Origin of the sequence: Vibrio splendidus (genome assembly GCF_002873455.1) — a bacterium.
GTDB lineage: Bacteria > Pseudomonadota > Gammaproteobacteria > Enterobacterales > Vibrionaceae > Vibrio > Vibrio splendidus_J.
The window spans coordinates 13,148-35,982 of the sequence record NZ_MCUN01000018.1 but is presented as its reverse complement, the minus strand read 5'-3'; the positions used below and the strand labels follow the sequence as shown (position 1 = coordinate 35,982).

The window sequence follows — 22,835 nt, the reverse complement described above, 5'->3', positions numbered from 1 at the left end:
CCTTATTGTTGAACTTGTTGTGCCAATTTGGCTTTAAGTGATGTTGTATTTTGTTCATAGTGATAGCGACCTGTTTTTAAGCTGCTCGGGCCTTTTTTAACAACGGTAATCATCAAATAAGTTTCAACAATGATGAATACGGTATATAGGCTGATAATGAGAGCAAGAGACGTAAGCAAGTTTTCAACGGTTTGCGAAGATGCCGCAACTGCAACAGGAAGAATTTCACCGACTGCCCACGGCTGACGGCCATACTCCGCAACAAACCAACCAGCTTCAATCGCAACCCAAGGCAATGGAACTGACCATAGCGCAGCTTTTAATAGCCAAGGCTTTTGAGTGATGTTTTTACGATAGGTTTGTAAGAAGGCCGCGCCAAAGACAAACAACATAATAAAGCCACAAGCCACCATAATCCTGAATGACCAAAACAGCGGCCACACTGTTGGAATTGAATCATCAGCCGCTTGTTGGATTTGCTGCTCGGTCGCATCGGTTACAGTATCGGTGTAACGCTTAAGTAATAAGCCATAGCCAAGATCGTGCTTAGTTTGGTCAAAGGCCTGTTCTGCCTCATAAGAGGTATCGCCTGCTCGTAAACGCTCCAACAATTCATAAGCGATGATTCCGTTACGAATGCGGACAAGGTGTTGGTCGCGTAAGTCATGTAAGCCGGTAACTTGCTCATCCAAAGATCGCGTTGCAATAATTCCCATCACATAAGGGATTTTTACCGCGAAGTCGGTTTTGCCTTCTTCTTGGTTTGGTAATCCAAACAAGGTAAACGCCGCGGGTGCGGGTTCTGTGTGCCATTCAGCTTCAATTGCCGCGAGTTTCACTTTTTGAACGTCACCCAGTTCATAGCCCGACTCATCACCTAATACGATCACCGATATGATAGAAGCAATGCCGAACGACGCTGCGACAGCAAACGAACGTTTTGCAAAAGCAACGTCACGACCTTTAAGCAAATAGTAAGAGCTCACACCAAGGATAAACATTGAGCCACAGGTATACGCTGAGGCCACTGTATGAAGAAATTTAACTTGTGCGACAGGGTTGAGCACCACTTCGGCAAAGCTGGTCATTTCCATACGCATGGTTTGATAATTGAACTCTGATCCAATCGGGTTTTGCATCCAACCGTTGGCAACCAGAATCCATAGTGCAGAAAAACTTGAGCCCAGAGCCACTAGCCAAGTCACCATAAGGTGTTGACGTTTCGATAGCCTTTCCCAGCCGAAAAAGAATAAGCCGACAAAGGTGGATTCTAAGAAGAAAGCGACAAGCGCTTCGATGGCTAAAGGGGCGCCAAAGATGTCGCCGACATAGTGAGAATAGTAAGACCAGTTGGTGCCAAACTGGAATTCCATGGTTAAACCCGTCGTCACACCCAACGCAAAGTTAATACCGAACAGTTTGCCCCAGAAGCGAGTCATGTCCTGATAAATTTGTTTACCGGTGAGTACATAGATCGACTCCATGATCGCCAGTAAGCACGACATACCGATAGTCAGAGGGACGAAAAGAAAGTGGAACATAGCGGTTAGCGCAAACTGTAAACGCGACAATTCAACTACATCAAACATTTAAGCTCCAAACATCATAATGATGGCTTTCATATTAAGAATTGGAGCGTATTTCAGCACAGTTCTCGCGAACCAAACTAGAACAGATTGATTGTTAAAAAACAGAACAGATTAAATTATTAGACGAACGACCTATGGGCGCTTAGCTGCACCCGTTGGCTTGTAATTCCATTGTATGAATCAAGCCGCTTAGTGTTTGAATGGCTTCTGTTATTTTGTCGTCACAAACGTACGAACAATTGAGACGAATGTGATGGGAGAACTTTTTGTCACTGCTGAATATGATTCCCGGAGCGACAGAGATGTTTTGTTCAAGGGCTAGCTCATATAGCTTTTCAACACAAACAGAATGAGGCAGTTCTATCCAAATGAAGTAACCACCTTGATTCTTATGTATTAGAGCACTCGATGGTAAACTTGTTTCTAACAGCCCTATATGCGCCTTCTTCCGTTCATTCAAAAGCTTACGAAGCTTTTTTAGATGGTTGTCATAGCTATAAAATGTCAGGTAATGAGACAAACCCAACTGAATAGGAATACTGCTCGATAACGTAGATAGATGCTGCAATCTCTGAATCTTAAGTGCTTGTTTACCTGCCACTACCCAACCGATTCTGAAACCCGGTGATAGCGATTTGGAAAACGAACCACATAACATGATTTGTTCACCAGTGTCGTAGGCCTTAGCAGGCAAAGAAGTTTGATTGCCGACATGAAGCTCTCGATACACATCGTCTTCAACCATCGGGACCTGATGTTGATTCACCAACTCGGCCAGTCGCTGCTTGTTGCTATCACTCATCGAATAACCAACCGGGTTTTGCGATTCTGTCATAAACCAGCACGCTTTGATGTCCATTGAAGCGAACACCGACTCCAACACTTCTAAATCGATGCCTGTTTCAGGATCGGTCGGGATCTCCACAGCGGTAAGGTTAAGCCTTTCAATGGTCTGTAACACACCGTAAAACGCAGGGTACTCTATCGCGACTAAATCACCCGGCTCTGTACAAGATTGCAGGCATAAGTTAAGTGCCTCCATCGCTCCAGAAGTAATCACAATATCGTCAGGCAGTACGTTCAAGCCTTGAACTTGATAACGTTGGGCAATTTGTCTACGAAGTGTTTCACTGCCTGGAGGTAAATTAGTGAGCATGCTGTTGTCGGGCATTTGGCGGCTGGCATTAGCTAAACTGCGTGACAATGCTTGATGGGGAAACAAAGCAGGATCTGGGAATGCCGAGCTAAGTGGAATGATGCTAGGGTCTTTGGCACGCTGAAGCACATCGTAAAGCAAATCACTGATTTTAACGGGATACGGCTTGATGGCTTTTTGCTGTGCAAGTTCTGAGGTGAACATATTTCTACGTGGTAACACGAAATAGCCAGACTTGGGCTTTGAGCGCACATAGCCTTGATCTTCAAGCTGCTGATAGGCTTGCAGTACCGTCTCGATACTGAGTTTATAGCGCTTACACGCATCTCTAATTGATGGGATCTTCTCACCACTCAACCAGATGTTTTGCTCTATCTGATTCTTAATTGTATTGGCGAGTATCTGGGATTTTTTCATCAAAAAGTCTTTCGTGTTCGAAGATAACAAGCACATCATGTTACAGGTAAACCAACACTCAGCCCTAATCGAAATTCATTTGTCTTGGTTCAAACGTCGATAGCACTTTTGCAACGCGTCTAACTAACTCAAGGCGAAGGCTAATTGGGTGATCACTAATACCAAGAACATCACTGCCGTTGAATAGAAGGTTGTCGCAAAACCAAAAGCCCTTGCCGGTGCACCATGACTGTAGCCTTTGAAAAAGAAGATACGACCGATAAAAAATAACACTGAACAAGCAGGGACCGCAGATAACCAAGAGGAAGGCATCAACAAACACCACGCCGTATACACACCGAATGCGATAACCAATTGCTCTAAGGTATTTTGAAGCATGCTTTGCAAAATGATGGCTTGCCGAGTTCCAGACGTTAACCCACTGCCATCAATATCGTCTTGACTGAAGAATCTGAACTTAGCCAAGCGCCCAATAGATACGATCAACATCATTGTTGGCAGTATCAAGGACAGTCCTAAAACAGTCGCCCTACCCTCTAATAAACTGACTTGGGCGTAATTGAACGGGTCTAAGATGATGGCAGCCAATATTACGAGAATGGCGGTGAACATGGCCAACGCCATCCCCTTAAAGACGCCAACTTGCTTGCTGGTTAGTTGCATAAATTCCTCTACATTGAATGAACGTGCTGACTCATTATTGCTTATCAAACTGCTGACTTTTGTGACGCTCTCTTACTATATGAAAGGATAAAACCAAGAAAAAACAAACCTATTCTGTTCATTAGTCTGTGTCTTCTTATCAGATTCTGATGTTGGCTCCTCTTTGTTTCTCAAGTCTATCCAACAAAAAAGACACCACACTCGTCAATCGAGCGGGGTGCCTTAGTTATTGTCTTAAAGCGAGCTAACTGGCTAGCCATTAAGTAAGTTAGCTAACGAGAGTTAAGACTAGTTAGCTGGACGCCACACGCCCCACTGATCATTTTCGTAGGCCGCTTTAGGGTTTTCACCACCCTGAACCCACCATTGCGCTTTCCACGACTGGTTCGAGTAAGTCACGACTTCACCGCCTAGGTAAGTTGCTGATGAATCCCATGAGCCTGGCTCTGGTGTAGGGTCTGGGTCAGGAGTCGGATCAGGATCCGGCGTTGGATCTGGGTCTGGTGTTACACCACCGTCATCAGCAATCACTTCAAACGTGAAGGTTTCAACACTTTCGCTTTCAATTGAGCTAGCCATGAACGACAAGGTTTCATTAGCCAAAATACCAGTCGTATCTACTACAATTGAAGCCGTGCCGTTGTTTTGAATGCTGACTGCAGAACCTTGAGTTTGAGTTAATGTCGCCGCTTCGCTTGTTGCAATCACAACTTTGTCGCCAGCATTCACTACGTTGTCACTCTTCACTAGCTCGTAGATGTCGCCTTTCAGTGGTTCAACACCACCGTCGCCACCGTCAATCAGCGTTAGCTGACCAGAAGCACGGCTATCCTTTGAGTTGAAGAAGTTACGTGAAGGATCGTTTTGGAAATACATGTAGTGCTGCATTTCAGCATGCCAGTCACCAATGAAGATCGCGCCATCCTTAAACTCTTCGTGCCAGCCATTAATTTCTGAAGCCAACAAACGAGCCCAATCATTAACGTTTGAAGCGTCGATGACGATGTCGAAGCTACGCGCTACTTCACCATACTTGTTGATGATGTCGTACTTAACGGTGTCACCAATTTCTGGAGTACCAAAACCTTCTGAAACAAATAGGTCGCCACGTACGAGATCAGGCTCAGGGCCCGGCTCTGGCGGAGGTGTTGTACCACCCGCGATAGTGATGTCTGAACAGTTGTAGAAGCCTTCACCCGCTGAATCATCACGCTGCCAACGTACATATAAGATTGCATCGCCAGAACGATCTGAAGGAATTGTCACGTTGATACGGTATTTGCCGCCGCTTACAGGAACATTCCCAACTTCTTGAATAAGATCTAAATCACCCCACGCCAGGCCTTTACTCAGGTCTGCATTTGGTTTTGTAAGATAGAACTCCCAAAATGACGGGTTGTGTGGCGCAGTCGCGTTGAATACATATTCGAATGTACCTGTGTTCAGCTCGGTGCGAGTCCAACCAGTATGAGGAGCGCCCATACCACGTTTTTGCGAGTCATTGGCATAACACAAAGTGCCGTCTGGAATCGCAGCCTTTACAGCATTGATGTTGTTGAAATCTTGGATATTTTTCGCATATTCATTACGTTGAACGAACGGATATGACCCTGAAATATCTTTTGCTTGCGCACATGCAGCATTTGGTGGTGTACCTGACCAAACTCCGCCTTGCTCGTAACATGTGTTCTGACGTGCACTTGGAAATTCAGACCAGCCATGAGCGTTTACCACTGACGGCACACTCGATAGCATAGCCATACCCACTGCTATTTTTAGAATATTATTGTTTATTGTTGTCACTTTCCCACTCTCTATTATTTGACCCTACACACAACATCAATTGGTCGCTTACCAATCAAAATTGCACTTCAAGGGCTTATAGTTTCTGACTTAAAGAACAACGAAAATATATACGTCAATTTTATCAATGACAGCGGGTTTTATATTGATAGGAATCAGAATCACACAACTCAAACAAAAGCGTTGTCGATAGATGATGTTGCTTCGAATTATGACATTTCAGTATTCTATGTTGATTGAGGGAACATTATTCAAAGTGAATAAAAAAGCGACTTTATGATTAAGTCGCTTGGGGGACAGACACTAAATGTACGGCACGAGGTGCACACAAATTGAGTAATTGGAAGAGAGTTAATAACGGCTGTGCATACCAAAATGGTGGGACAAATTATCGTCCATACTGCCGCCTTTCCAGCCGCCGCCACCTAATAGACTAAGTACATCACGGGCTGTGTAATTGTCGCCACCAAAGAAGTCATTAGATACATCATTACGTAGCAAATGAATCGTTGGAGCCAATTCAACGGCAAGGTCTTGTGGATCCGCAAACAAGGCTAAGGCAATCTGTTGTTGGCGCTTACTCAGTTCGCGAGAACTCGTTTCTACTTGTCCAATCGAGAAAAAGTCACGACTTCCATAGTTCTTGACCATTATTGAAGATAGTAGCTTGATTACTTTTTTGATTCTTCGTCGCTGAATATATCTGAACACCTTGATTCCTTATCTAGTTTACAAAGGTCACATGACGCATTTGCAAAACCTAACAGCTTGTTAGGATGTCATTCTTTGATTACGCACTCAATAAAAAAGTCAGCAGGACACCGCTGACTTCAAAAGGATATTCTCGTGGATCATCTAAAACACGTGCATTACAGGCATTTTCGTTTTACTTGTCCAATGAATGGGATCAGGAATATAAATCGCCCTACATAAAACAAAGTAAAAGCAAACCACAGGCCATGATTGCCCCAATGTTGTACTGCAAAAAATTGGACGATTAAAAATACTATCAGTGTAATAAAGCTTGAGTCTCTTACTGGACGAGTCGTCGCTGTTCCAGTAAAAATGCCATAAAACGTTAGGCCATATCCCGCTACCAGTGGGAATACAAGCAACCAAGGGCTCATTGACAAGTAGATCTCTATCAGCTCAGGCAACGTCGTAAAAATCATAACAACTTGATGCTTAAACATGACAGTCAGTAATGTCATGACAACAACGAACGCTGTTGTCCATTGCGTGTTTAACTTAATCACATTATCGAGCAACGTCGGATTTTTTTGCCCTACGGCTTTACCCGCAAAGACACTCGATGCATTAGCGATACCATCAAACATGTAACTAATGATAAAGGTCACTTGCATCAAGATTGCATTGGTCGCCAATACATTCGAACCCAACTGAGATCCTACGCGAGCCATCATGTTAAAAAACACTAGGATACAAACCGTGCGCAGTAGCAAATCCATGTTCGAAGACACGATAGCCTTAAGATCTTTCGGTGAAATGTTTAATGAACATGCATGTTCCCATAGTGAGAACTGACACGTTTTAAATACGAAAATAAGACCAATGGCAAACGTAGTCACTTGCGCGATCAACGTTGCAAAGGCAACACCAACAATACCCATGTCGAGATACATCACAAACACAATATCAAGCACGATGTTCAGTACGTTGCCTACCACTTGAGTAAACAAGGTCGCTTTGGCCTTCGTCTGTCCCATCAACCACCCAATGATGGTGTAGTTGATAAGAACAAAAGGCGCACCATAAATCATAATGTCGAAGTATGTTTTAGCGTTTTCACCCACCGCAGCTTCTGGTTCTATGAGCCATTCCGCCCCTTGCCAAATCAAAGACTGAGACAAGATGAAAACCACACCAATACATAACGCAAGTAACAACGGGCGAATGAGACTGCTTGCCTGTTCTGCGAGATCGTTTCTTCCAAGCGCAATCGCACTTTGTCCGGTAGTACTAACACGGAAAAAACCGAATAACCAATACAGGGTATTCATGATCACAGCACCAATCGCCACACCACCAATAAGCTCAGCCACACCGAGCTGGCCGATAACAGCCGTATCCACTGCGCCCAATAACGGCTGCGTGACAGTAGAAACGATAAATGGGAATGCGATTTTAGAATAGTCTTTGTGTGTCAGTTTCATTCTTGTTCAGACTCAATTTCAAACGGAATTTCTAGATAACTCGCCGCCTCTAGCAAACTTTGGGTGTAAGGGTCACGTACATTTTTTAGGTCTCGCATGTCATCGACTTGCTCGACGATTTGGCCATCTTTAAAAAACATTAAACGGTCACACAGAAAACTCGCAACCGCTATATCGTGGGTGATAAACAAATATGAGATCTGGCGTTCTTGTTTGAGCTTTTGCAACAAATCGAGCACTTGTACCTGAACTGACACATCTAATGAGCTCACCGCCTCATCAAGCAATATAAACTTAGGGTTCGGCGCAATCGCTCTGGCAATACAGACTCGTTGTAATTGCCCACCGCTGAGTTGATGTGGGTAACGGTCAAGCATGTCTGCATTTAAGCCCACTTCTTCAAGCAACAGTTTTAAGTGGCTTTCTCGTTCTAACTTACCGACCTTTTCGTGAATCAAAGGCTCATTAATGATCTCTCGAATCGTCAACCTTGGGTTCACTGAGGTGTTGTAATCTTGGAAGACCACACTCATCACTTGATGCATTGGTAAGTTTACGATCGCATCACCCAGAACAACCTCACCACTGTCAGCAGCTTCTAAGCCAAGGATCACTTTCCCTAGCGTACTTTTACCGCTGCCCGACTCTCCGACGACACCGACACACTCGCCTTCATCAACGGTGATAGAGACACCATTGAGTACGTTCTGGTAACTAGGAAACAACCAGCTGTCATCGTTTTTGAATGCCTTAGTGACGTTTTTAACTTCAATCAACATTAGTTTCTCTCCATGACTGATTTAAAGCGATTAACCAATGCCATGCGTGTATCCACTAGGTAGCGTGTATGTTTGCTCTCTGGTTTTGTGAATACCTTTCGGGTCGTTCCGTACTCAACAACCTTTCCTTGGTTCATCACCATGACATTGTCGGCGACATGCGACACCAAACTCAGATCATGGCTAACAAAAATCAAACTGGTTCCAAATTGTTCTCGTACAAATTGCAGCTCTTTGACCACCTCGCGCTGCGAAATGTAATCGATCGCTGTTGTTGGCTCATCTGCAACGATCAACTTCGGTTTCAGTACCAACGCAAGTGCCACCATGATGCGTTGAAGCATTCCACCACTTAGCTCATGTGGATACTTCTTGATGAGGCCACGCACGGATTTTAGATTGACTCGAGTCAGTACATCACAAAACAAATCCAACGCCTCTTTGGTGCTCATTGGTTGGTGTTGCTTTATCGTTTCAACAGCTTGATTGCCAATGGTGAACAGTGGATTAAAAGCCGTCATTGGGCTTTGCATGATCATGGAGATCTTCTCACCCCTTAACTGACGACGTTGTTTTTGAGGCATTTCAAATAGATTCTCACCTTCAAACAGTGCATGACCCGAAATACAGAATGAGTCATTCAATAGCCCATTAATCGCGTTACAGGTTAAGCTCTTGCCACTTCCCGACTCCCCCAAAATACCCAAGCACTGGTCTTCTTTGAGCGTAAAACTCACATCAGAAACCAACTCTATAGGTGTTGGTCTTTTCAACGAAACACTCAGATTGTTAACTTCTAACATCATCTTTGCTCCGTTCTTGGGTCTAATACATCACGTAAGGAGTCACCAAGTAAGTTGCAACACGCGACCACAACCATGATTGCAATCCCTGGGATAACCATCTGTTCAGGGCTAGAGAACAAGACTTCTTTGGCATCGCTCAACATAGCTCCCCATTCCGCCGTTGGTGGTTGAACACCCAAACCAAGGAAAGACAGGGTCGAGATACTTAGAATTATCCAGCCTAAATCTAGCGTTGCAAGGATGATGACCTCTGCAGCGATGTTCGGAGCCAAGTGCTTACGGAAGATGTAGCTTCGTGGCGTCTTCACCGTGCGTGAGTACAATATATAATTTTGGTGGTTAAACGAAATCACTGAACTTCGGACAATACGCACGTACCACGCAATTTTTGCAATGAAATTAGCGATGATAATGTTGAAGATACCCGGCCCCATGATGCCAACAATACTTAGCACAATGATTTCGTACGGGAAGGACAACATCACCTCACACGCACGCATGATAAGTGAGTCCACTTTGCCACGCATATAGCCAGAAACCACACCAATAAAGCCACCAACTATCGCCGTAATCACCATAGTTAACAATGAGTAATACAAGGTAGTACGGATACCAAACAACAAGCGAGAATAGATACATCTGCCTAAGTGATCGGTACCCAATGGATACTCCATTGACATCGGCATCATAGAATTAATCACATCGGCCAAGTTTGGATCATGCGGAGCTAGGAAAGCTGCAAACGCACCCATTAAGCAAATCGCCGTTAATATAAACAGACAAACAACGACGGTCTTATTGGAAATCAAACGTCTCATCATGAGTTTTTCGCCCCCGATTTAAGACGGGGATCGACCACCGTATGTAAAATATCAATCAACAGATTGGAAACAACGAACAAACTACCCATGACCAAAATGTAAGCCTGAATAATCGGGTAATCTCGGTTAAAAATAGCCGCCAATGCAAGTCGGCCCAAGCCAGGTATTGCGAAAATACTTTCGATAACAACAGTGCCCGCAATCAAACGAACGATACCGATGCCTAGCGCTGTCATTGAAGTTTGCAGCGAGTTCTTTAACAGGTGTTTCCAAATGACACTACGCTCTGAAATGCCGCGAGCTCGAGCATAATTCACATAGTTGTGATTCATCGAGTCCAACATAGAGTTACGGATAAGGCGGATGTATGTCGCTACATAAGCCATACATAAGGTCACAGACGGCAGTATGAAATGGCTGAAAGTGGTCGCGCCACTGCTCGGCAGCCAATAAAGATTGATCGAAAACACCCAAATAAGAATGAAGGCTAACCAAAAGTTAGGCATTGCGGTACTAGCAAAAATGAACACGCGAACAATGCGATCAAACCAATGATCTTTGTACACCGCGCTGAGTACACCGATTGGAATACTGATACACACCAACAAGATGAGTGATAACCCTGCGAGTTTTAACGTGTAAGGAAAGCTTCGTGCAAGTTCTTCTGAAACCAGTCGATTGGTATTGGTGTACGAGATACCAAAATCGCCCTGTACAGATGAGACTAGCCAATCGGTATAACGGACTAAAAACGGACGATCGAGACCGAGCTCTAAACGAATTTCTTCAATCGCTTCTGGGCTCGGTGTCGTGTCGTTGACACGCAGTGCCACTTCAGCAGGGTCTGCTGGAATAATATTAACTAAGGCAAACGCGATAAAAGAGACAAAGAATAGTGTCACACTCGCACTCAGCAATCGCTTTAGGATGTATTTAGCCATTCGGTTACTTTCTTAATGTAAAACAGTAAGCAAAAAGACTGACACCCCAAAAAGAGTGTCAGTCAATAAGCTAGTCAGTGATAAAGGAAACAGGCAATAAGTCTCTATTTCTTACTTTACAGACATACGTTGAAGTGGAATTTCAAACTGAGACGGGTTGAAGCCTACACCTTCTACACGTTTGTTGAATACCGCTCGGTTTTGCTCGTAGCTGATTGGAATGTAGATCGCTTGTTCATGCAGTGTTTTTAGCACATACGTGTAATGTGTTTGGCGTTCTGTTTCATCAATTGCTTCAAGCGCCTCTAAGATATTTTTATCAATTTCAGCTTTTTCTGGGATACCTTGTTGTGCTGCATAGTCGCCATATACTGGCTTACGCATACCACCTAGGAACGATTGAGGATCGTAAGGCGTGCCCCATGAAATATTGAACGACAAGTCGAACTCACCTTGTTTAAGACGATCGCGGTGCGCTTGTTCTTCTTCACCCACAATATTCATCTTCAGGCCAACCTTAGACCATTCACTTTGCAAGTATTGCGCGATAGTACGCTCTACCACTTTGTCACTGTCATAAGAAAGGGTGATTTCAAATGGTTTGCCATCTAACTTACGAGCCTTTCCGTCTTTCTTCCAACCCGCTTCGTCTAGCAGTTTCTCTGCTTGAGCAACGTCATATTGGTATGGTGTCAGTTCGATATTTGCGTAAGGAACGTTCTGCGCAAGTAGCGTATCCGCTGGTTTTTCTAGGCCCAACATGATGCGATCTGCAATGATTGATTTGTTGGTTAGGTGGCTCAATGCTTGACGAACACGAGTGTCACTTAGGTTTTCGCTGGTCGAGTTCAAAATCAACATACGCGTTGAAACTGGCTCTGATAGTTCAGTTCCGAAACGAGGGTCTTTCTCAAACTGTTTGTATGACTGCGCGCTAACAAGTTGTAGCCCATAAACCATATCGATTTCGCCACTACGCAGTGAAAGCAAGCGAGATTGATTGTCTGGAATTACCTTTGCCACGATCTTATCAACTTGTGGTTTTTCACCCCAGTAGCTTTCATTTCTCTCGAACGTCGCACGTTGATCAACCACGTTTTCTGTCAACACGTAACTACCTGTACCTACGTAACAACTCGCGCCATTCTTGGTAGTACCATCTTTAAAGCATTCAGGAGAAAGAAAACGGAACGGACGAGTTACACCAAGCTCAACAAGGAATGGGTAGTATGATTCAGCAAATTCAACTTGAACTGTGTGGTTATCTACCACCCTTACACTCTCTTTGCCTGTTTTCTCAATTTCCACCATAAGGCGGATAGACTCAAGCCATGTATGGCGGTTCGCATTGTCCAGCAGCGCATCGAAGTTCGCTTTCACGACATTCGCATCGAACGGCTTGCCATCAGAAAAGGTGACATCATCACGTAGTTTAAATGTATACGTTTTGCCATCTTCTGAAGTGCTCCAGCTTTTCGCCAACCAAGGTTCAAGAACACCGTTTTCTCCAAGGTGTACTAGCCCTTCAAAGATAAGGTTTTGCGCGAAGATCTCACCGCCATAAAGATGTGGGTTTAAATCTCGGATATCACGATAGTTTGCAAAAGTAAGAGTACTCTCATCAGCAAACGCATTTTGAACAGGAATAACGGCAGAAGCAGCAACGACCACAGCAGCGATAATTTTCTTAAACGGCATAAACAAACCTTGAATGGTAATGATAATTATTATGATTAACAGATTTAATAGTACTATAACGATAAATATCATCAAGAGTTAGTGACGCATTCATTTTTCTTATTGTTTATTTCAACAGTAAAAATGTCGTTACAAATCTGGCGATGAGTTCGTTCAACCTACACGGTGCAGTGACAACAAGACTGGCGCATTTGCCCAATTCATGTTGCCAACAAAAGCCACGCACAGGCACCCAATGCATAGACATCTTCATGACGATTAGATGCATACGCAGGTGGACTACTAGATCACGATACTTTTGAGGTTAAACGTATGGAGGCGAACGTGTACGAGGCAGCTCATATGCAGAGAGTGAACCCACCAAGAACGTGAGCTTTTTGTATATCGGAGCTTGGGTTCTGATGGTAATAGGGAAATGACCACTGTGAATGGCACTTTGTACCGCGTCGTAAACAGCGCAATGATGCTGCGCGTGTACCTCTTCTCCCATTTCTAATTGGTGCACGATCGACGATACGTTCAAGCTTATTGGAAGCATGAATAACGCAAAAATCAATAATGTGCGATTAGCAGTGCGAGAGAGGAAGTTCAGACTTTAAGCCCTATTGAGAGAATTCTAGTGAGGTTAACACCGATAAATATGTGATTTATGTATCTAGATCAAATTAATATCACTAATCAAAATCATTCTCATCACTATATAAAATGAAAACGGTAACAAATTGATACCCGTTCACATGACCATATTTGCTTATAAATTCTTGCTGTTGGAAAAAGACTGTGCGAGGAGATATAGAAAGAACTATGAAAGAAGCTTTTGAATAATCAGTGCCTATTCAAAGGGTTTTCTCTTAGACAGTTTCTATGGTGCTGTTAGAAGACTAGATAAGTTTGCCCATCAACAGAGATGCTTTTTACTTGAGTGTTGAACACTAACTCTAGCTGTTCAGGGGTAAGCACTTGATCAGCTGCACCTGACGCTTGAAGTACGCCTTTGTCGAGTAGCAGTACTTGGTCTGCGTGTCTTAGGGTGCGGTTCAGATCATGGTTTGCCATAATCACAGCGATGCCCTTCTCTGCTACTCGTTCGATAAGCTTATACAGTAGCGCTTCTTGAGCAATATCCAATGGCGCTGCGGGTTCATCGAGGATCAGCAGCTTTGCATAAGGGTTAAGTGTCGGCCAAATTTGCAGGCACATTCCCGCCAAACGAACGCGTTGCCATTCACCACCAGACAGTGTCTGAATTGAACGATGAAGTTTGTCTGTGATGTCCAACATCTGGCTTATCTCTTCCAAAGCTGCGTTGATTTCAGTATCAAGGCCGTATGAGGAGCTTGGCAGTGACAACGCAAGGTATTGGAACACTTCCAAGTTGAAGGCTGGCCTTGCGCTTTGACACAGATAAGCACGATGTAATGATAAGTCTTGTAACGACAACGCTGATAAGTCTTGCCCGTCGAGCTTTATATCACCTTTGTAGCTATCACCAACGCCAGATATCGCTTCTAGTAAGGTACTTTTACCGCTGCCATTCGGGCCGATAACGTGGGTCACCTGCCCTTGCTTGAGCTCAAATGATAGTGGTAATAAACGAGCGCCAACGCTCAGGCTCTTAATTTGAATCATGATTTTTAATTAACATCCAAATAAAGATAGGCGCACCGATACTGGTAGTCATCACACCCAAAGGTAGCTCTGCAGAATCGAGTAATGTACGCGCGCAAATGTCAGCAAACACCAGTAACGCGGCACCTGCAACGGCAGACAAAGGAAGAAGGTATCGGTTGTCTGTACCAATCGCTAAACGCAATAAGTGTGGCACAACCAAGCCAACAAAGCTGATCACGCCGCCTAAGGCAACCGCGCAGCCGACTAAAATAGACACAGCGAAGATCAAGCGCCAGCGTAATCTTGGAACGTTCACGCCTAACTGTGCAGCATGCGTTTCGCCAATCATTAACTTATCTAGTTTACTACCTTGCAGGCACAGCCAAATAATCACGGGAATCATCACCAACGTGAGCGAGTGTTGATACCAAGTAACGCCACCCAAACTGCCCATCAACCAATACATCAGCAAACGAAGACTAAGGTCATCACTAAAGTAGAAAGCCCACGTCACCATCGCGCCAGAAAGAATACCTAGCGCCACGCCCACCAGCAATAACTTGGAGGTGGTGAGTCGCATCGTTTTTACCATGCTAACTAGAATTACAGTAAAACAGAGTGAACCTAAAACGGCAGCAATCATGAACAATTCAGGTGTAGGGGCAAACGGCAAGAAGAACAGCACGATCACCATAGCCAAGCTTGCGCCACCAGAAATGCCGAGCACACCTGGCTCTGCTAATACGTTACCCAATAAAACTTGTAAGCTTGCGCCAGATACAGCTAACCCAGACCCGATAGCAATAGCTGCCAATAGTCGAGGTAAGCGTAAATCAATCAGTAGTTTTTGTTCTAGCGTGGACAAGGAGCCCAGAGGGGAAATGAAGAGATCGCCAACCATTAGATAAATTGCACTCAGCGCGACAAGCAGTGCTGCCATCAGATAAATGGCTCGCGTCCATTTGCGCTGTTTTTGGTGAAGAAGTTGTTGGAAATCCATATCAAGCTACTTTGAAATTGTTCGCGTAACCTTACCTGTATCCCTAAATAAACTCAAGGCTCACACCGTTATGTGAACCTTGATATTTCAACCAGTTGAGCGGTTGTTTTAGTCGCTTAAACCCAGCTAGGTATTAATCGTACACAAGCTGACCGTGGTCGAATCGTGTTTCAACTTCGCACACCATTAAGGCAGCTCGTTGACCAATGGCCACGTTGCGATTTGGGAATACCACGGCTTCGTTTTCATTCTTCGCCATCAATGGCTTATCACCATCATGACCAAATACTTCACCGTGCTTGAACGCGGTAAAGTTCTCTACAGAATCAGAGAACATGAAATCGAAATCATCATGCAAGCGAACAATAGTGCGGCTCACACGATACATGATGGTTCGCTTAGGTAGATGCTCAGGCTCGGCTTCAGCAATCAAGTTACGCATCGCTAAATCAAAAGCAGTAAGCTTATCTAGCTGGTTCTCGCCAATTCTTGCTACCTGCCCTAACTCCATTGTCAGAGCTTGGGCTTCAAAGTTTTCAGCGCTGTACCAACTGAAAGTACTCGTTGGCGCATTCGATAGCAACACAGCTTCAACGTGAGCGCTGTTAATGAAGTCGAACAAGGCTTTACTGCGAACTTCGTGGCGAACCTTAGGGCTTACGGCGAAAGAGTAATGCTTAGACAAACGGATCGCACAGTGCAGATCTAAGTGCCAACGAGTAGACGGCACAGTGTCTTTGTAAAACTCAGTAACCAAGTACTTCAGGTTCTTCGCGATATCGACTTCTCGATTACTCTCGTGCTGTTTTTCATCAAACAGACGGTTCATATTCACATCAAGAAAACGAGTATGCGCGTTGGTTGCTTCTGGGTGAGCAATGATAAACAAACATCTTGCTGTCACCACTTGGAAGCCTGTTTCAATATCCTCAATGAGCTTATCAATCAGCTCCATTGGTGAAGTTTCGTCGCCATGAACACCGGTTGAAAAAATGATGTTCTTGGTTTCAGAATTATACTCCGCGGGAATCACTTCCAATACACCGCGTTGATGAAGCTTAATTTGAACACCGTTACTCAGTACGGTCTGTCCTGCAACCATTTCTTGTTCAAGATCTAGGCTGTCAAAAAGAAATGATTGGCGAAAGAGGGTCTTCGTCATGCGCTACTCCTTAATTGCACGGCCGTATGTTAATAAATTGTACATAGAAATTGTGTCGCTAGGATCGCACTTATCAATAGAAACTCCGTTATCACTCACAAATACTACCCATATATTTTTATATTACCTGCTGACTTTAGTAACCGACATCTGTTCCAGATAGCTTTTTCTATTTAGAACAACTTTTGGTTATCTCTGTTTATATCAGCAAGATAAGAGCCACGTAAGCTAACACAGCTCTTACCTGCCATGAACAGATTGAGATCAATTAATCTTCCTGATCGAGCAATCTTTCAAATTCATCGATTTGAACTTTGACCATGTCGATGCTTTGTTGCCAAAAATCAGCTTGAGTCAGGTCCATTCCTAAGTGCTTTTGAACGACTTCTTCCGCCATCATGCTGCCCGTATCACGAAGCAACGAAACGTAATCGCCGTAGAATTGCTCACCTTTCGCATCACGCTGAGCGTAAACACCTTTACTGAATAGATAACCGAACAGGTATGGGTAGTTATAAAAGCTCACTTGAGAGATGCTGAAGTGCAGCTTGCTCGCCCAGAAGTAAGGATCGGCTTCTGTCATTGCATCGCCGTACCACTCTTTCCAAGTCGTTTCCATCAAGTCACACAACTGCTGAGCCGTTAGCTCACCTTTTTCTCGCTGCTCGTAGAAAGCTTTTTCAAATTCGAAGCGAACAGGAATATTCACCATCAAGGCAAGTGAAGAAGAAAGCTCTTCCCATAGCATTTCAAGTTTCTCATTGCGGGTTTGCGCTTGCTTCAATAGGTGGTCACGAACGATGTTTTCAGCAAAGATTGAAGCGGTTTCTGCTAGCGTCATTGGGTAGCGTGTTTGACACAACGGCATGTCTTTCATCACCCAGTTGTGGAACGCGTGGCCTAGCTCGTGCGCTAATGTCATCAGATCTGAGCGGCTGCCACTCCATGTCATGAACACAAGCGGCGTGCGTGTCGCAGCAAATTTAGTGCAGTACGCACCTAGACGTTTGTTGGCGGCTGGTGCGGCATCAATCCAACCGTTCTCAACCATTAATGCGACAAAATCAGCCATCTCTGGATTTACTTCAGCGAAGGCGATTTTAATCACTTCGATCGCTTCATCAAATGGGTAAACCTTAGATTCGCTGTCACCCAGCGGTGGCATCGCGGCTAAATGGTTCCAAGGCTTCATTTCATCGAGCCCGTGAACTCTTGCCATCAACAGACCTGCTTTCTGGCCTACTTCACGATTTGCCTTCGCTACCGACATCATGGTGTCTAGCGTTTCAGGTACAATGCGGCTGCCGTGCAGGCTTGGATCTAGGAAATGTACATCGCTTATTTTTGAACGCTTTTTATTTTCGGTCAGTCGCCATCCAGCCAATGCGTTTAGGATCGAAGCAAACGACTCTTGATGCGTTTTCATAGCACCTTGAACCGCGCGCCATGCCGGTTCTTGTTTGTCGAATTCGCTGCCGTACAACAGGCTCGCCGCTTGCGAGAAACCTAGAGCTTCGTCTTCACCGTCTAGCTTTAGCGAAAGTTTTAAAGAACCGGTTAGGTTATCGTATAAACGACCCCATCCGTCGCGCCCATCAACCTTCATCGCCGCTAATAACTGCTCTTCAGCAACACTGAGTCGACTGCTTGATAACTTACGTGAGCTTTCAATAGCAAAACGTTGCCCTGCCACGTCCACGCTCTCATGCTCTAATACTGCATCAATAAATTCTGGTTCTGCGTGGATTAGCGAGTCTTCGTAAGGGCTAAATGCCTGAGACATTTCAGAGTTCAATTTCGCGACACGGCCAAGCAGTGCTTTAGCTTCTGTGTGTGTCGCGTCGACCGATGCGTGGCAATTAGCGAAGGTGTTGATCGTGCTCAGTAACGTGCCTGCCGCTTCTGAAGTCTGGATTGCATTTTGCATTGCCAGAATGATGTGTCGCTTTTCAACATGCAGGTACAACAGCTCAATACACTGTTGAATGAGTTCAATGTCCTGTTCGATTTTTGCATCATTAAGATCGCGATAAGCAATGCTTAGATCCCAACTCGGTGTTGTCATGACTAAATTCCTTTCACGTAGGTAGTAATACCAATCTGGTATAGCGGCTGTTAACGCCGCTTTATACTTTCTATTTATCTTTCTATTTCAATTTCTCTTTACACGTCTAATAGATTGTTAATTCTTAAACTGTGTATTTTTAACACTCAGAGAACAGACAGCCCTATCGATTTTACGCTGATAAAGCTCTGCGCAAACTGAGTAACTTGAATATGGGTTATCGACGCATTCTCAATCGATAACTTTGAGTACAAGCTCGGGTTTTTCCAATCAATATCAAGGCAATACGCCAATAACATTCGAATTACCCCACCATGAGTAACTAACAATAGATTATCACTTGGATCATTCAAAAGTTTCGACCAAGCTTGAGTTATTCTGTCGTGGAAGCTCTGTAAACTTTCTGCGCCAGTTAATTGATGATTTGCGGGGTCTTGCCAGAAAGTGTCTAACATCGCCCACTTGTCTTCAAGTTCATCAAACGCGACCCCGTCAACCTCACCAAAGTTCATTTCTTGGAAATCTGGTGCAACAGATAGAGGCACCGACATACGCTGTGCATACAGGTTTGCTAAATCGCTACATCGTCTCAATGGTGAGGTAATAACACCATCAAAAGAGACATCGAGCTGAACCAATGCTTCACTAATTTGCTGCTGAATGCTTGGGTTCACCAACACGTCAGATAAACCATTCAATGCAGCTTTCCCTTCAACCTTGCCATGCCTCAGCAAATAGATATTTTTGGTTGTTCCATTGACCATGTGTGCAACCTAACCTTGAGTATTAAGCGAGTGATTAGATGGTTTTAAGTGCAGCGGCAATCCGGCAGCGACCAGTGTGACGCGTTCAACAACGCTAGCTAGCGCTTGATTCATGCGCCCCGCATTGTCGACAAACAAGCGCGACACTTTACCCAGTGGCACCACGCCTAAACCGACTTCGTTAGAGACCATGATAATTTGCGCCGGGCTTTGCTCGACATTTTTGACCAAGATTTCAACCACAGCTTCGACTTGTTCATTGGTTGCATCATCACCCAGTTCAAAAATAATGTTGTTCAACCACAAGGTTAGGCAATCAATCAGCACGACATCATCTTGATCAAAAGACTGCAGTTTTTCGGCTAACTCAACAGGGACTTCATGCTCAATCCACTGCTCGCCACGACGTTGTTGATGGTGCGCGATTCGTTCTCGCATTTCATCGTCTAAATACGTGGCCGTCGCAATATAGTTAAGGCGCCCATTTGAACATGCTTCAAGCGCACATAATGCTTGTTGCTCTGCAAAACTGGACTTACCAGAACGTGCCCCACCCAATACCAGATGGCTGTTTCGCTGACTTGCTTGATTAATTTGATTCGTGTTTGTCATAGGAAGCCGTTATAGAAAGCCATTGTAAATAGCAGTAATGAACACAAGGTAAGTCAGTAACTCCATCAACTGTTGAGCCGCACCCAAGCAGTCGCCAGTAAAGCCGCCAATTCGAGCCATTAACCACTTTTTGAAACCTGCTCTAAACAGAAATGCGACGACAGATAAAACCAAAGCGAATTCAAGACCGAACCATAAGCTTGGCAGCACACCAATAATTAGTAAAAAGACAAGTTCGCCCTTGGTTTGCTTGTTGGCCAATGGCTTACTTTTACTGGTATCTAAATCGCTGACATAGGGCATGTCATAGATAAGTGACGCAGCAATTGCACGGCTAAAGGTATAACTGGTCACGATAACCATAAACAAAGCAGTCATGTTGACCAGTTCATTCAATAGCACCCACTTTCCAAGCAGAGCCATAACCAGTGCAGACGCGCCATAAGTGCCAATTCGGCTGTCTTTCATAATGGTCAAACGGCGTTCTAAGGTCATGCCGCCGCCAATACCATCCGCCATATCGGTTAAGCCGTCTTCATGAAAAGCACCAGTGAGCATCAAGCTAAAACTCATCATCAAAAAGATCGCCACTACACTCGGTAATATGGCATCAAGTAGCAAGAACACACCGCTACACAGAACACCAAGTAACAAACCAACCGTTGAAAAGTAGCGACCAGAACGATTCATTCGCTCCGATGAATAGGGCGTATTCTTTGGCATTGGCAAACGGGAGAAGAAGCCCATCGCCAGCGCAAACAGCTGCCACTGATAAGTGACTCGATCTTTCAATGATCTTTCTGGCACATCACTCATTAAACCGTGACTCCAGCACTTTCGAAGCTCGCCATGTTGTTATAAAACTCGGCTGCCACACGAATTATTGGCATAGCTAGCGCAGCACCCGTGCCCTCGCCTAATCTCAATCCAAGATCGAGCAGTGGCTCAGCGTCTAGCAGTTCTAATAGAATTTTGTGCCCTGACTCTTCAGAGCGATGTGCGAAGATCATGTAATCACGGCAACTCGGTTCAATTAAAGTCGCGACATACGCTGCAACCGATACGATAAAACCATCGACTAATATTGGAGTTCTGTTCTGGTAAGCGCCAAGGAAGCCCCCCACCATTTGAACAATTTCATAGCCACCCACTTGAGCTAGTACCTCTTTAATATCTTTAAGCTCTTTAACTTCTTTAAGCTCTAAACCTTTGCAACGAGCAACACCTTGTTCCACAACCGCTTTCTTACGTTCCAGTTGCTCACTGTTAATGCCGGTTCCTAGGCCAACACACTCCGTTGCACTGCGATTTGCTAACGCACTTAAAATCGCTGAAGCGCTACTGGTATTGCCGATCCCCATCTCACCAAACATGATGATATTGGTACCATTCGAAATGGTTCTAGATACAAGCTCTGTACCCAGTTCAATCCCACGTTCAACCGTTTCTAAACTCATTGCCGCTTCATTGGCAAAGTTATTGGTTCGCGTACCCAAGCGCTGAGAGATCAACATCGGGCTATCAGATTCCACAGGTAACAAAATACCAGTATCTACGACAGTGATATCAATATCATTTACGGTACAGAAACAATTAATGGCCGCGCCGCCCTGTAAGAAATTCAACACCATTTGTTGTGTTACAGCACTTGGAGCAATACTCACGCCTTCATCTGCTATGCCATGGTCGCCAGCAAAAATGATGATACTTGGCTTATTCAATTCGATGTGTTCAACCGCAGCTTCTTTGCCTTGGCTCTGAATCAATGCCAATTGATGAGCGACTTTTTCTAGTAAGCCAAGCGCACCGAGCGGCTTAGTTTTTTGGTCAATTCGGTGTTGGATGTACTGTGAGTATTGGGTATCTAACATAGTTTTTAAAAACGCTTATTCTGGGTACGTTAATTTAGGATTGGCTATTTTGGGCGAGCAACAGAGAACACATTAGAAAGCGTCGCGTATTCACCGCCACCAAGTCGAGACAGTGGGTCCAATGCCAACGCATCAACCTTAAGACGTTCACTCTCTTTATCGATCACATCTTCGGAAATGTACACGGTTTCAACTTGAGCAAATATCAAGCTTTGCGGCACCTCTCCAACTTCTTTTACTTCGTATAAGATGCAGCCAAAAGCGACCGCGCACTCTTTTACTCTCGGTAAAGAAAAGCCTTCAAATTCAACCAGTTCAATATTATTCGCGGTGACTTCAGAATCACCATGATCGAGAGTGGCTGCTGTTGCTGTCATTGTTTCGGCAGAACTTGAAGAAGCAATGTGAATCACTAGCTTACCCGTTTCTAGGGCGTTACGAGTGGTATCTTTGATTTCGCCAGACGGTTTCTTCCCGACCGATAACATCAGTAGCGGCGGATTACTGGAAACTGGCGTGAAATAAGAGAAAGGCGCTAGGTTGTACTCTTGTTCAGAAGATTCCGTCAATGCCCATGCAATAGGCCTAGGCACAACAGTTTGTGTCATCAGGTGATAAATCTGAGTAGGAGCAAGAGTATCAAGCTTGAGGTTCATAGCACGTCCTTGGTCTATGTGAATTACGACTCAGTTTACGTGTTAAGCAATGCTGTATCTATGCCTAATCAACAGAAACCGTAGAGAGTGTTCTTAATTTAAACAGATCACACTGGTTTTTTCTCAAATTGACAATCAAATTGACGAACCTTCAAACTCCTATAGTGCTGATAATAGATTTATCAGTAACTTACGTTTTGGCATCGATTATGCTTTATATAAAGTAACCTACTAACCTCTCCTTTAG

General features: G+C 44.4%; 21 protein-coding genes. All 21 read right to left on the bottom strand.

Features of this window, described 5'->3' with window-relative positions; translation table 11 throughout:
* Nucleotides 1-2: 2 nt before the first annotated feature.
* The 21 genes from BCU75_RS15515 to BCU75_RS15415 all read right to left on the bottom strand — a co-directional run bounded on the left by BCU75_RS15515 (nucleotide 3) and on the right by BCU75_RS15415 (nucleotide 22,588).
* A complete protein-coding gene (locus BCU75_RS15515; RefSeq protein ID WP_102474372.1) occupies nucleotides 3-1,589 on the bottom strand; it encodes a cytochrome ubiquinol oxidase subunit I in 1,587 nt (528 codons plus the stop codon).
* A 142-nt stretch (nucleotides 1,590-1,731) separates the two neighbouring features.
* Nucleotides 1,732-3,162 carry a PLP-dependent aminotransferase family protein gene (locus BCU75_RS15510; RefSeq protein WP_198593426.1) on the bottom strand — a complete coding sequence of 477 codons (1,431 nt, stop codon included), beginning with the start codon at nucleotides 3,160-3,162 and terminating at the stop codon, nucleotides 1,732-1,734.
* A 123-nt stretch (nucleotides 3,163-3,285) separates the two neighbouring features.
* Nucleotides 3,286-3,825 carry an MAPEG family protein gene (locus BCU75_RS15505; RefSeq protein WP_102474371.1) on the bottom strand — a complete coding sequence of 180 codons (540 nt, stop codon included), beginning with the start codon at nucleotides 3,823-3,825 and terminating at the stop codon, nucleotides 3,286-3,288.
* A gap of 288 nt (nucleotides 3,826-4,113) precedes the next feature.
* Nucleotides 4,114-5,580, bottom strand: a complete 1,467-nt coding sequence (locus tag BCU75_RS15500) for a lytic polysaccharide monooxygenase (protein ID WP_102474446.1) — start codon at nucleotides 5,578-5,580, stop codon at nucleotides 4,114-4,116.
* A gap of 399 nt (nucleotides 5,581-5,979) precedes the next feature.
* Nucleotides 5,980-6,339 carry a DUF6559 family protein gene (locus tag BCU75_RS15495; RefSeq protein ID WP_102474370.1) on the bottom strand — a complete coding sequence of 120 codons (360 nt, stop codon included), beginning with the start codon at nucleotides 6,337-6,339 and terminating at the stop codon, nucleotides 5,980-5,982.
* A gap of 158 nt (nucleotides 6,340-6,497) precedes the next feature.
* A complete protein-coding gene (locus BCU75_RS15490; protein WP_102474369.1) occupies nucleotides 6,498-7,802 on the bottom strand; it encodes an MATE family efflux transporter in 1,305 nt (434 codons plus the stop codon).
* Complete coding sequence (locus BCU75_RS15485) at nucleotides 7,799-8,581, bottom strand: ABC transporter ATP-binding protein (RefSeq protein ID WP_102474368.1); 783 nt, start codon at nucleotides 8,579-8,581, stop codon at nucleotides 7,799-7,801. The genes BCU75_RS15490 and BCU75_RS15485 overlap by 4 nt, the downstream gene beginning before the upstream one ends.
* Nucleotides 8,581-9,387 carry an ABC transporter ATP-binding protein gene (locus BCU75_RS15480; protein ID WP_102474367.1) on the bottom strand — a complete coding sequence of 269 codons (807 nt, stop codon included), beginning with the start codon at nucleotides 9,385-9,387 and terminating at the stop codon, nucleotides 8,581-8,583. Before BCU75_RS15480 ends, BCU75_RS15485 begins: the two co-directional genes overlap by 1 nt.
* Nucleotides 9,384-10,208 carry a nickel/cobalt ABC transporter permease gene (gene opp1C, locus BCU75_RS15475; protein WP_102474366.1) on the bottom strand — a complete coding sequence of 275 codons (825 nt, stop codon included), beginning with the start codon at nucleotides 10,206-10,208 and terminating at the stop codon, nucleotides 9,384-9,386. The genes BCU75_RS15480 and opp1C overlap by 4 nt, the downstream gene beginning before the upstream one ends.
* On the bottom strand, nucleotides 10,205-11,149 hold the full coding sequence (gene opp1B, locus BCU75_RS15470; protein WP_102474365.1) for a nickel/cobalt ABC transporter permease: 945 nt from the start codon (nucleotides 11,147-11,149) through the stop codon (nucleotides 10,205-10,207). Before opp1B ends, opp1C begins: the two co-directional genes overlap by 4 nt.
* 111 nt (nucleotides 11,150-11,260) lie before the next feature.
* Nucleotides 11,261-12,847, bottom strand: a complete 1,587-nt coding sequence (gene nikA, locus BCU75_RS15465) for a nickel ABC transporter substrate-binding protein (protein WP_157933912.1) — start codon at nucleotides 12,845-12,847, stop codon at nucleotides 11,261-11,263.
* A gap of 304 nt (nucleotides 12,848-13,151) precedes the next feature.
* Complete coding sequence (locus BCU75_RS15460) at nucleotides 13,152-13,439, bottom strand: DUF2607 family protein (RefSeq protein ID WP_277868918.1); 288 nt, start codon at nucleotides 13,437-13,439, stop codon at nucleotides 13,152-13,154.
* A gap of 281 nt (nucleotides 13,440-13,720) precedes the next feature.
* On the bottom strand, nucleotides 13,721-14,476 hold the full coding sequence (gene btuD / locus BCU75_RS15455; RefSeq protein ID WP_102474362.1) for a vitamin B12 ABC transporter ATP-binding protein BtuD: 756 nt from the start codon (nucleotides 14,474-14,476) through the stop codon (nucleotides 13,721-13,723).
* Nucleotides 14,463-15,458 (bottom strand): vitamin B12 ABC transporter permease BtuC, encoded by a 996-nt coding sequence (btuC, locus tag BCU75_RS15450; protein ID WP_102474361.1) that lies wholly within the window; start codon nucleotides 15,456-15,458, stop codon nucleotides 14,463-14,465. The genes btuD and btuC overlap by 14 nt, the downstream gene beginning before the upstream one ends.
* 133 nt (nucleotides 15,459-15,591) lie before the next feature.
* Nucleotides 15,592-16,620, bottom strand: coding sequence for a succinylglutamate desuccinylase (locus BCU75_RS15445; protein ID WP_102474360.1), 1,029 nt, complete (start codon nucleotides 16,618-16,620; stop codon nucleotides 15,592-15,594).
* Nucleotides 16,621-16,888: 268 nt separating this feature from the next.
* Nucleotides 16,889-18,685 (bottom strand): M3 family oligoendopeptidase, encoded by a 1,797-nt coding sequence (locus tag BCU75_RS15440; RefSeq protein WP_102474359.1) that lies wholly within the window; start codon nucleotides 18,683-18,685, stop codon nucleotides 16,889-16,891.
* Nucleotides 18,686-18,831: 146 nt separating this feature from the next.
* A complete protein-coding gene (gene cobC / locus BCU75_RS15435) occupies nucleotides 18,832-19,449 on the bottom strand; it encodes an alpha-ribazole phosphatase family protein (protein WP_102474358.1) in 618 nt (205 codons plus the stop codon).
* A 9-nt stretch (nucleotides 19,450-19,458) separates the two neighbouring features.
* Nucleotides 19,459-20,061: a bifunctional adenosylcobinamide kinase/adenosylcobinamide-phosphate guanylyltransferase gene (gene cobU / locus BCU75_RS15430; RefSeq protein ID WP_102474357.1), complete on the bottom strand. Its 603-nt coding sequence runs from the start codon at nucleotides 20,059-20,061 to the stop codon at nucleotides 19,459-19,461.
* A 9-nt stretch (nucleotides 20,062-20,070) separates the two neighbouring features.
* On the bottom strand, nucleotides 20,071-20,877 hold the full coding sequence (locus BCU75_RS15425) for an adenosylcobinamide-GDP ribazoletransferase (RefSeq protein WP_102474356.1): 807 nt from the start codon (nucleotides 20,875-20,877) through the stop codon (nucleotides 20,071-20,073).
* Nucleotides 20,877-21,932 carry a nicotinate-nucleotide--dimethylbenzimidazole phosphoribosyltransferase gene (gene cobT / locus BCU75_RS15420; protein WP_102474355.1) on the bottom strand — a complete coding sequence of 352 codons (1,056 nt, stop codon included), beginning with the start codon at nucleotides 21,930-21,932 and terminating at the stop codon, nucleotides 20,877-20,879. Before cobT ends, BCU75_RS15425 begins: the two co-directional genes overlap by 1 nt.
* 44 nt (nucleotides 21,933-21,976) lie before the next feature.
* A complete protein-coding gene (locus BCU75_RS15415) occupies nucleotides 21,977-22,588 on the bottom strand; it encodes a flavin reductase family protein (protein WP_102474354.1) in 612 nt (203 codons plus the stop codon).
* Nucleotides 22,589-22,835 lie beyond the last annotated feature (247 nt).

Bases quoted from the DNA above. Each gene is read 5' to 3' on its own strand.
- opp1B (WP_102474365.1), bottom strand. From the start codon at position 11,149: ATGGCTAAATACATCCTAAAGCGATTGCTGAGTGCGAGTGTGACACTA.
- btuC (WP_102474361.1), bottom strand. From the start codon at position 15,458: ATGGATTTCCAACAACTTCTTCACCAAAAACAGCGCAAATGGACGCGA.
- BCU75_RS15425 (WP_102474356.1), bottom strand. From the start codon at position 20,877: ATGAGTGATGTGCCAGAAAGATCATTGAAAGATCGAGTCACTTATCAG.
- btuD (WP_102474362.1), bottom strand. From the start codon at position 14,476: ATGATTCAAATTAAGAGCCTGAGCGTTGGCGCTCGTTTATTACCACTA.
- BCU75_RS15485 (WP_102474368.1), bottom strand. From the start codon at position 8,581: ATGTTGATTGAAGTTAAAAACGTCACTAAGGCATTCAAAAACGATGAC.
- cobU (WP_102474357.1), bottom strand. From the start codon at position 20,061: ATGACAAACACGAATCAAATTAATCAAGCAAGTCAGCGAAACAGCCAT.
- cobC (WP_102474358.1), bottom strand. From the start codon at position 19,449: ATGGTCAATGGAACAACCAAAAATATCTATTTGCTGAGGCATGGCAAG.
- BCU75_RS15480 (WP_102474367.1), bottom strand. From the start codon at position 9,387: ATGATGTTAGAAGTTAACAATCTGAGTGTTTCGTTGAAAAGACCAACA.
- cobT (WP_102474355.1), bottom strand. From the start codon at position 21,932: ATGTTAGATACCCAATACTCACAGTACATCCAACACCGAATTGACCAA.
- opp1C (WP_102474366.1), bottom strand. From the start codon at position 10,208: ATGATGAGACGTTTGATTTCCAATAAGACCGTCGTTGTTTGTCTGTTT.
- BCU75_RS15510 (WP_198593426.1), bottom strand. From the start codon at position 3,162: ATGAAAAAATCCCAGATACTCGCCAATACAATTAAGAATCAGATAGAG.
- BCU75_RS15415 (WP_102474354.1), bottom strand. From the start codon at position 22,588: ATGAACCTCAAGCTTGATACTCTTGCTCCTACTCAGATTTATCACCTG.
- BCU75_RS15505 (WP_102474371.1), bottom strand. From the start codon at position 3,825: ATGCAACTAACCAGCAAGCAAGTTGGCGTCTTTAAGGGGATGGCGTTG.
- BCU75_RS15515 (WP_102474372.1), bottom strand. From the start codon at position 1,589: ATGTTTGATGTAGTTGAATTGTCGCGTTTACAGTTTGCGCTAACCGCT.
- BCU75_RS15500 (WP_102474446.1), bottom strand. From the start codon at position 5,580: ATGCTATCGAGTGTGCCGTCAGTGGTAAACGCTCATGGCTGGTCTGAA.
- BCU75_RS15445 (WP_102474360.1), bottom strand. From the start codon at position 16,620: ATGACGAAGACCCTCTTTCGCCAATCATTTCTTTTTGACAGCCTAGAT.
- nikA (WP_157933912.1), bottom strand. From the start codon at position 12,847: ATGCCGTTTAAGAAAATTATCGCTGCTGTGGTCGTTGCTGCTTCTGCC.
- BCU75_RS15440 (WP_102474359.1), bottom strand. From the start codon at position 18,685: ATGACAACACCGAGTTGGGATCTAAGCATTGCTTATCGCGATCTTAAT.
- BCU75_RS15490 (WP_102474369.1), bottom strand. From the start codon at position 7,802: ATGAAACTGACACACAAAGACTATTCTAAAATCGCATTCCCATTTATC.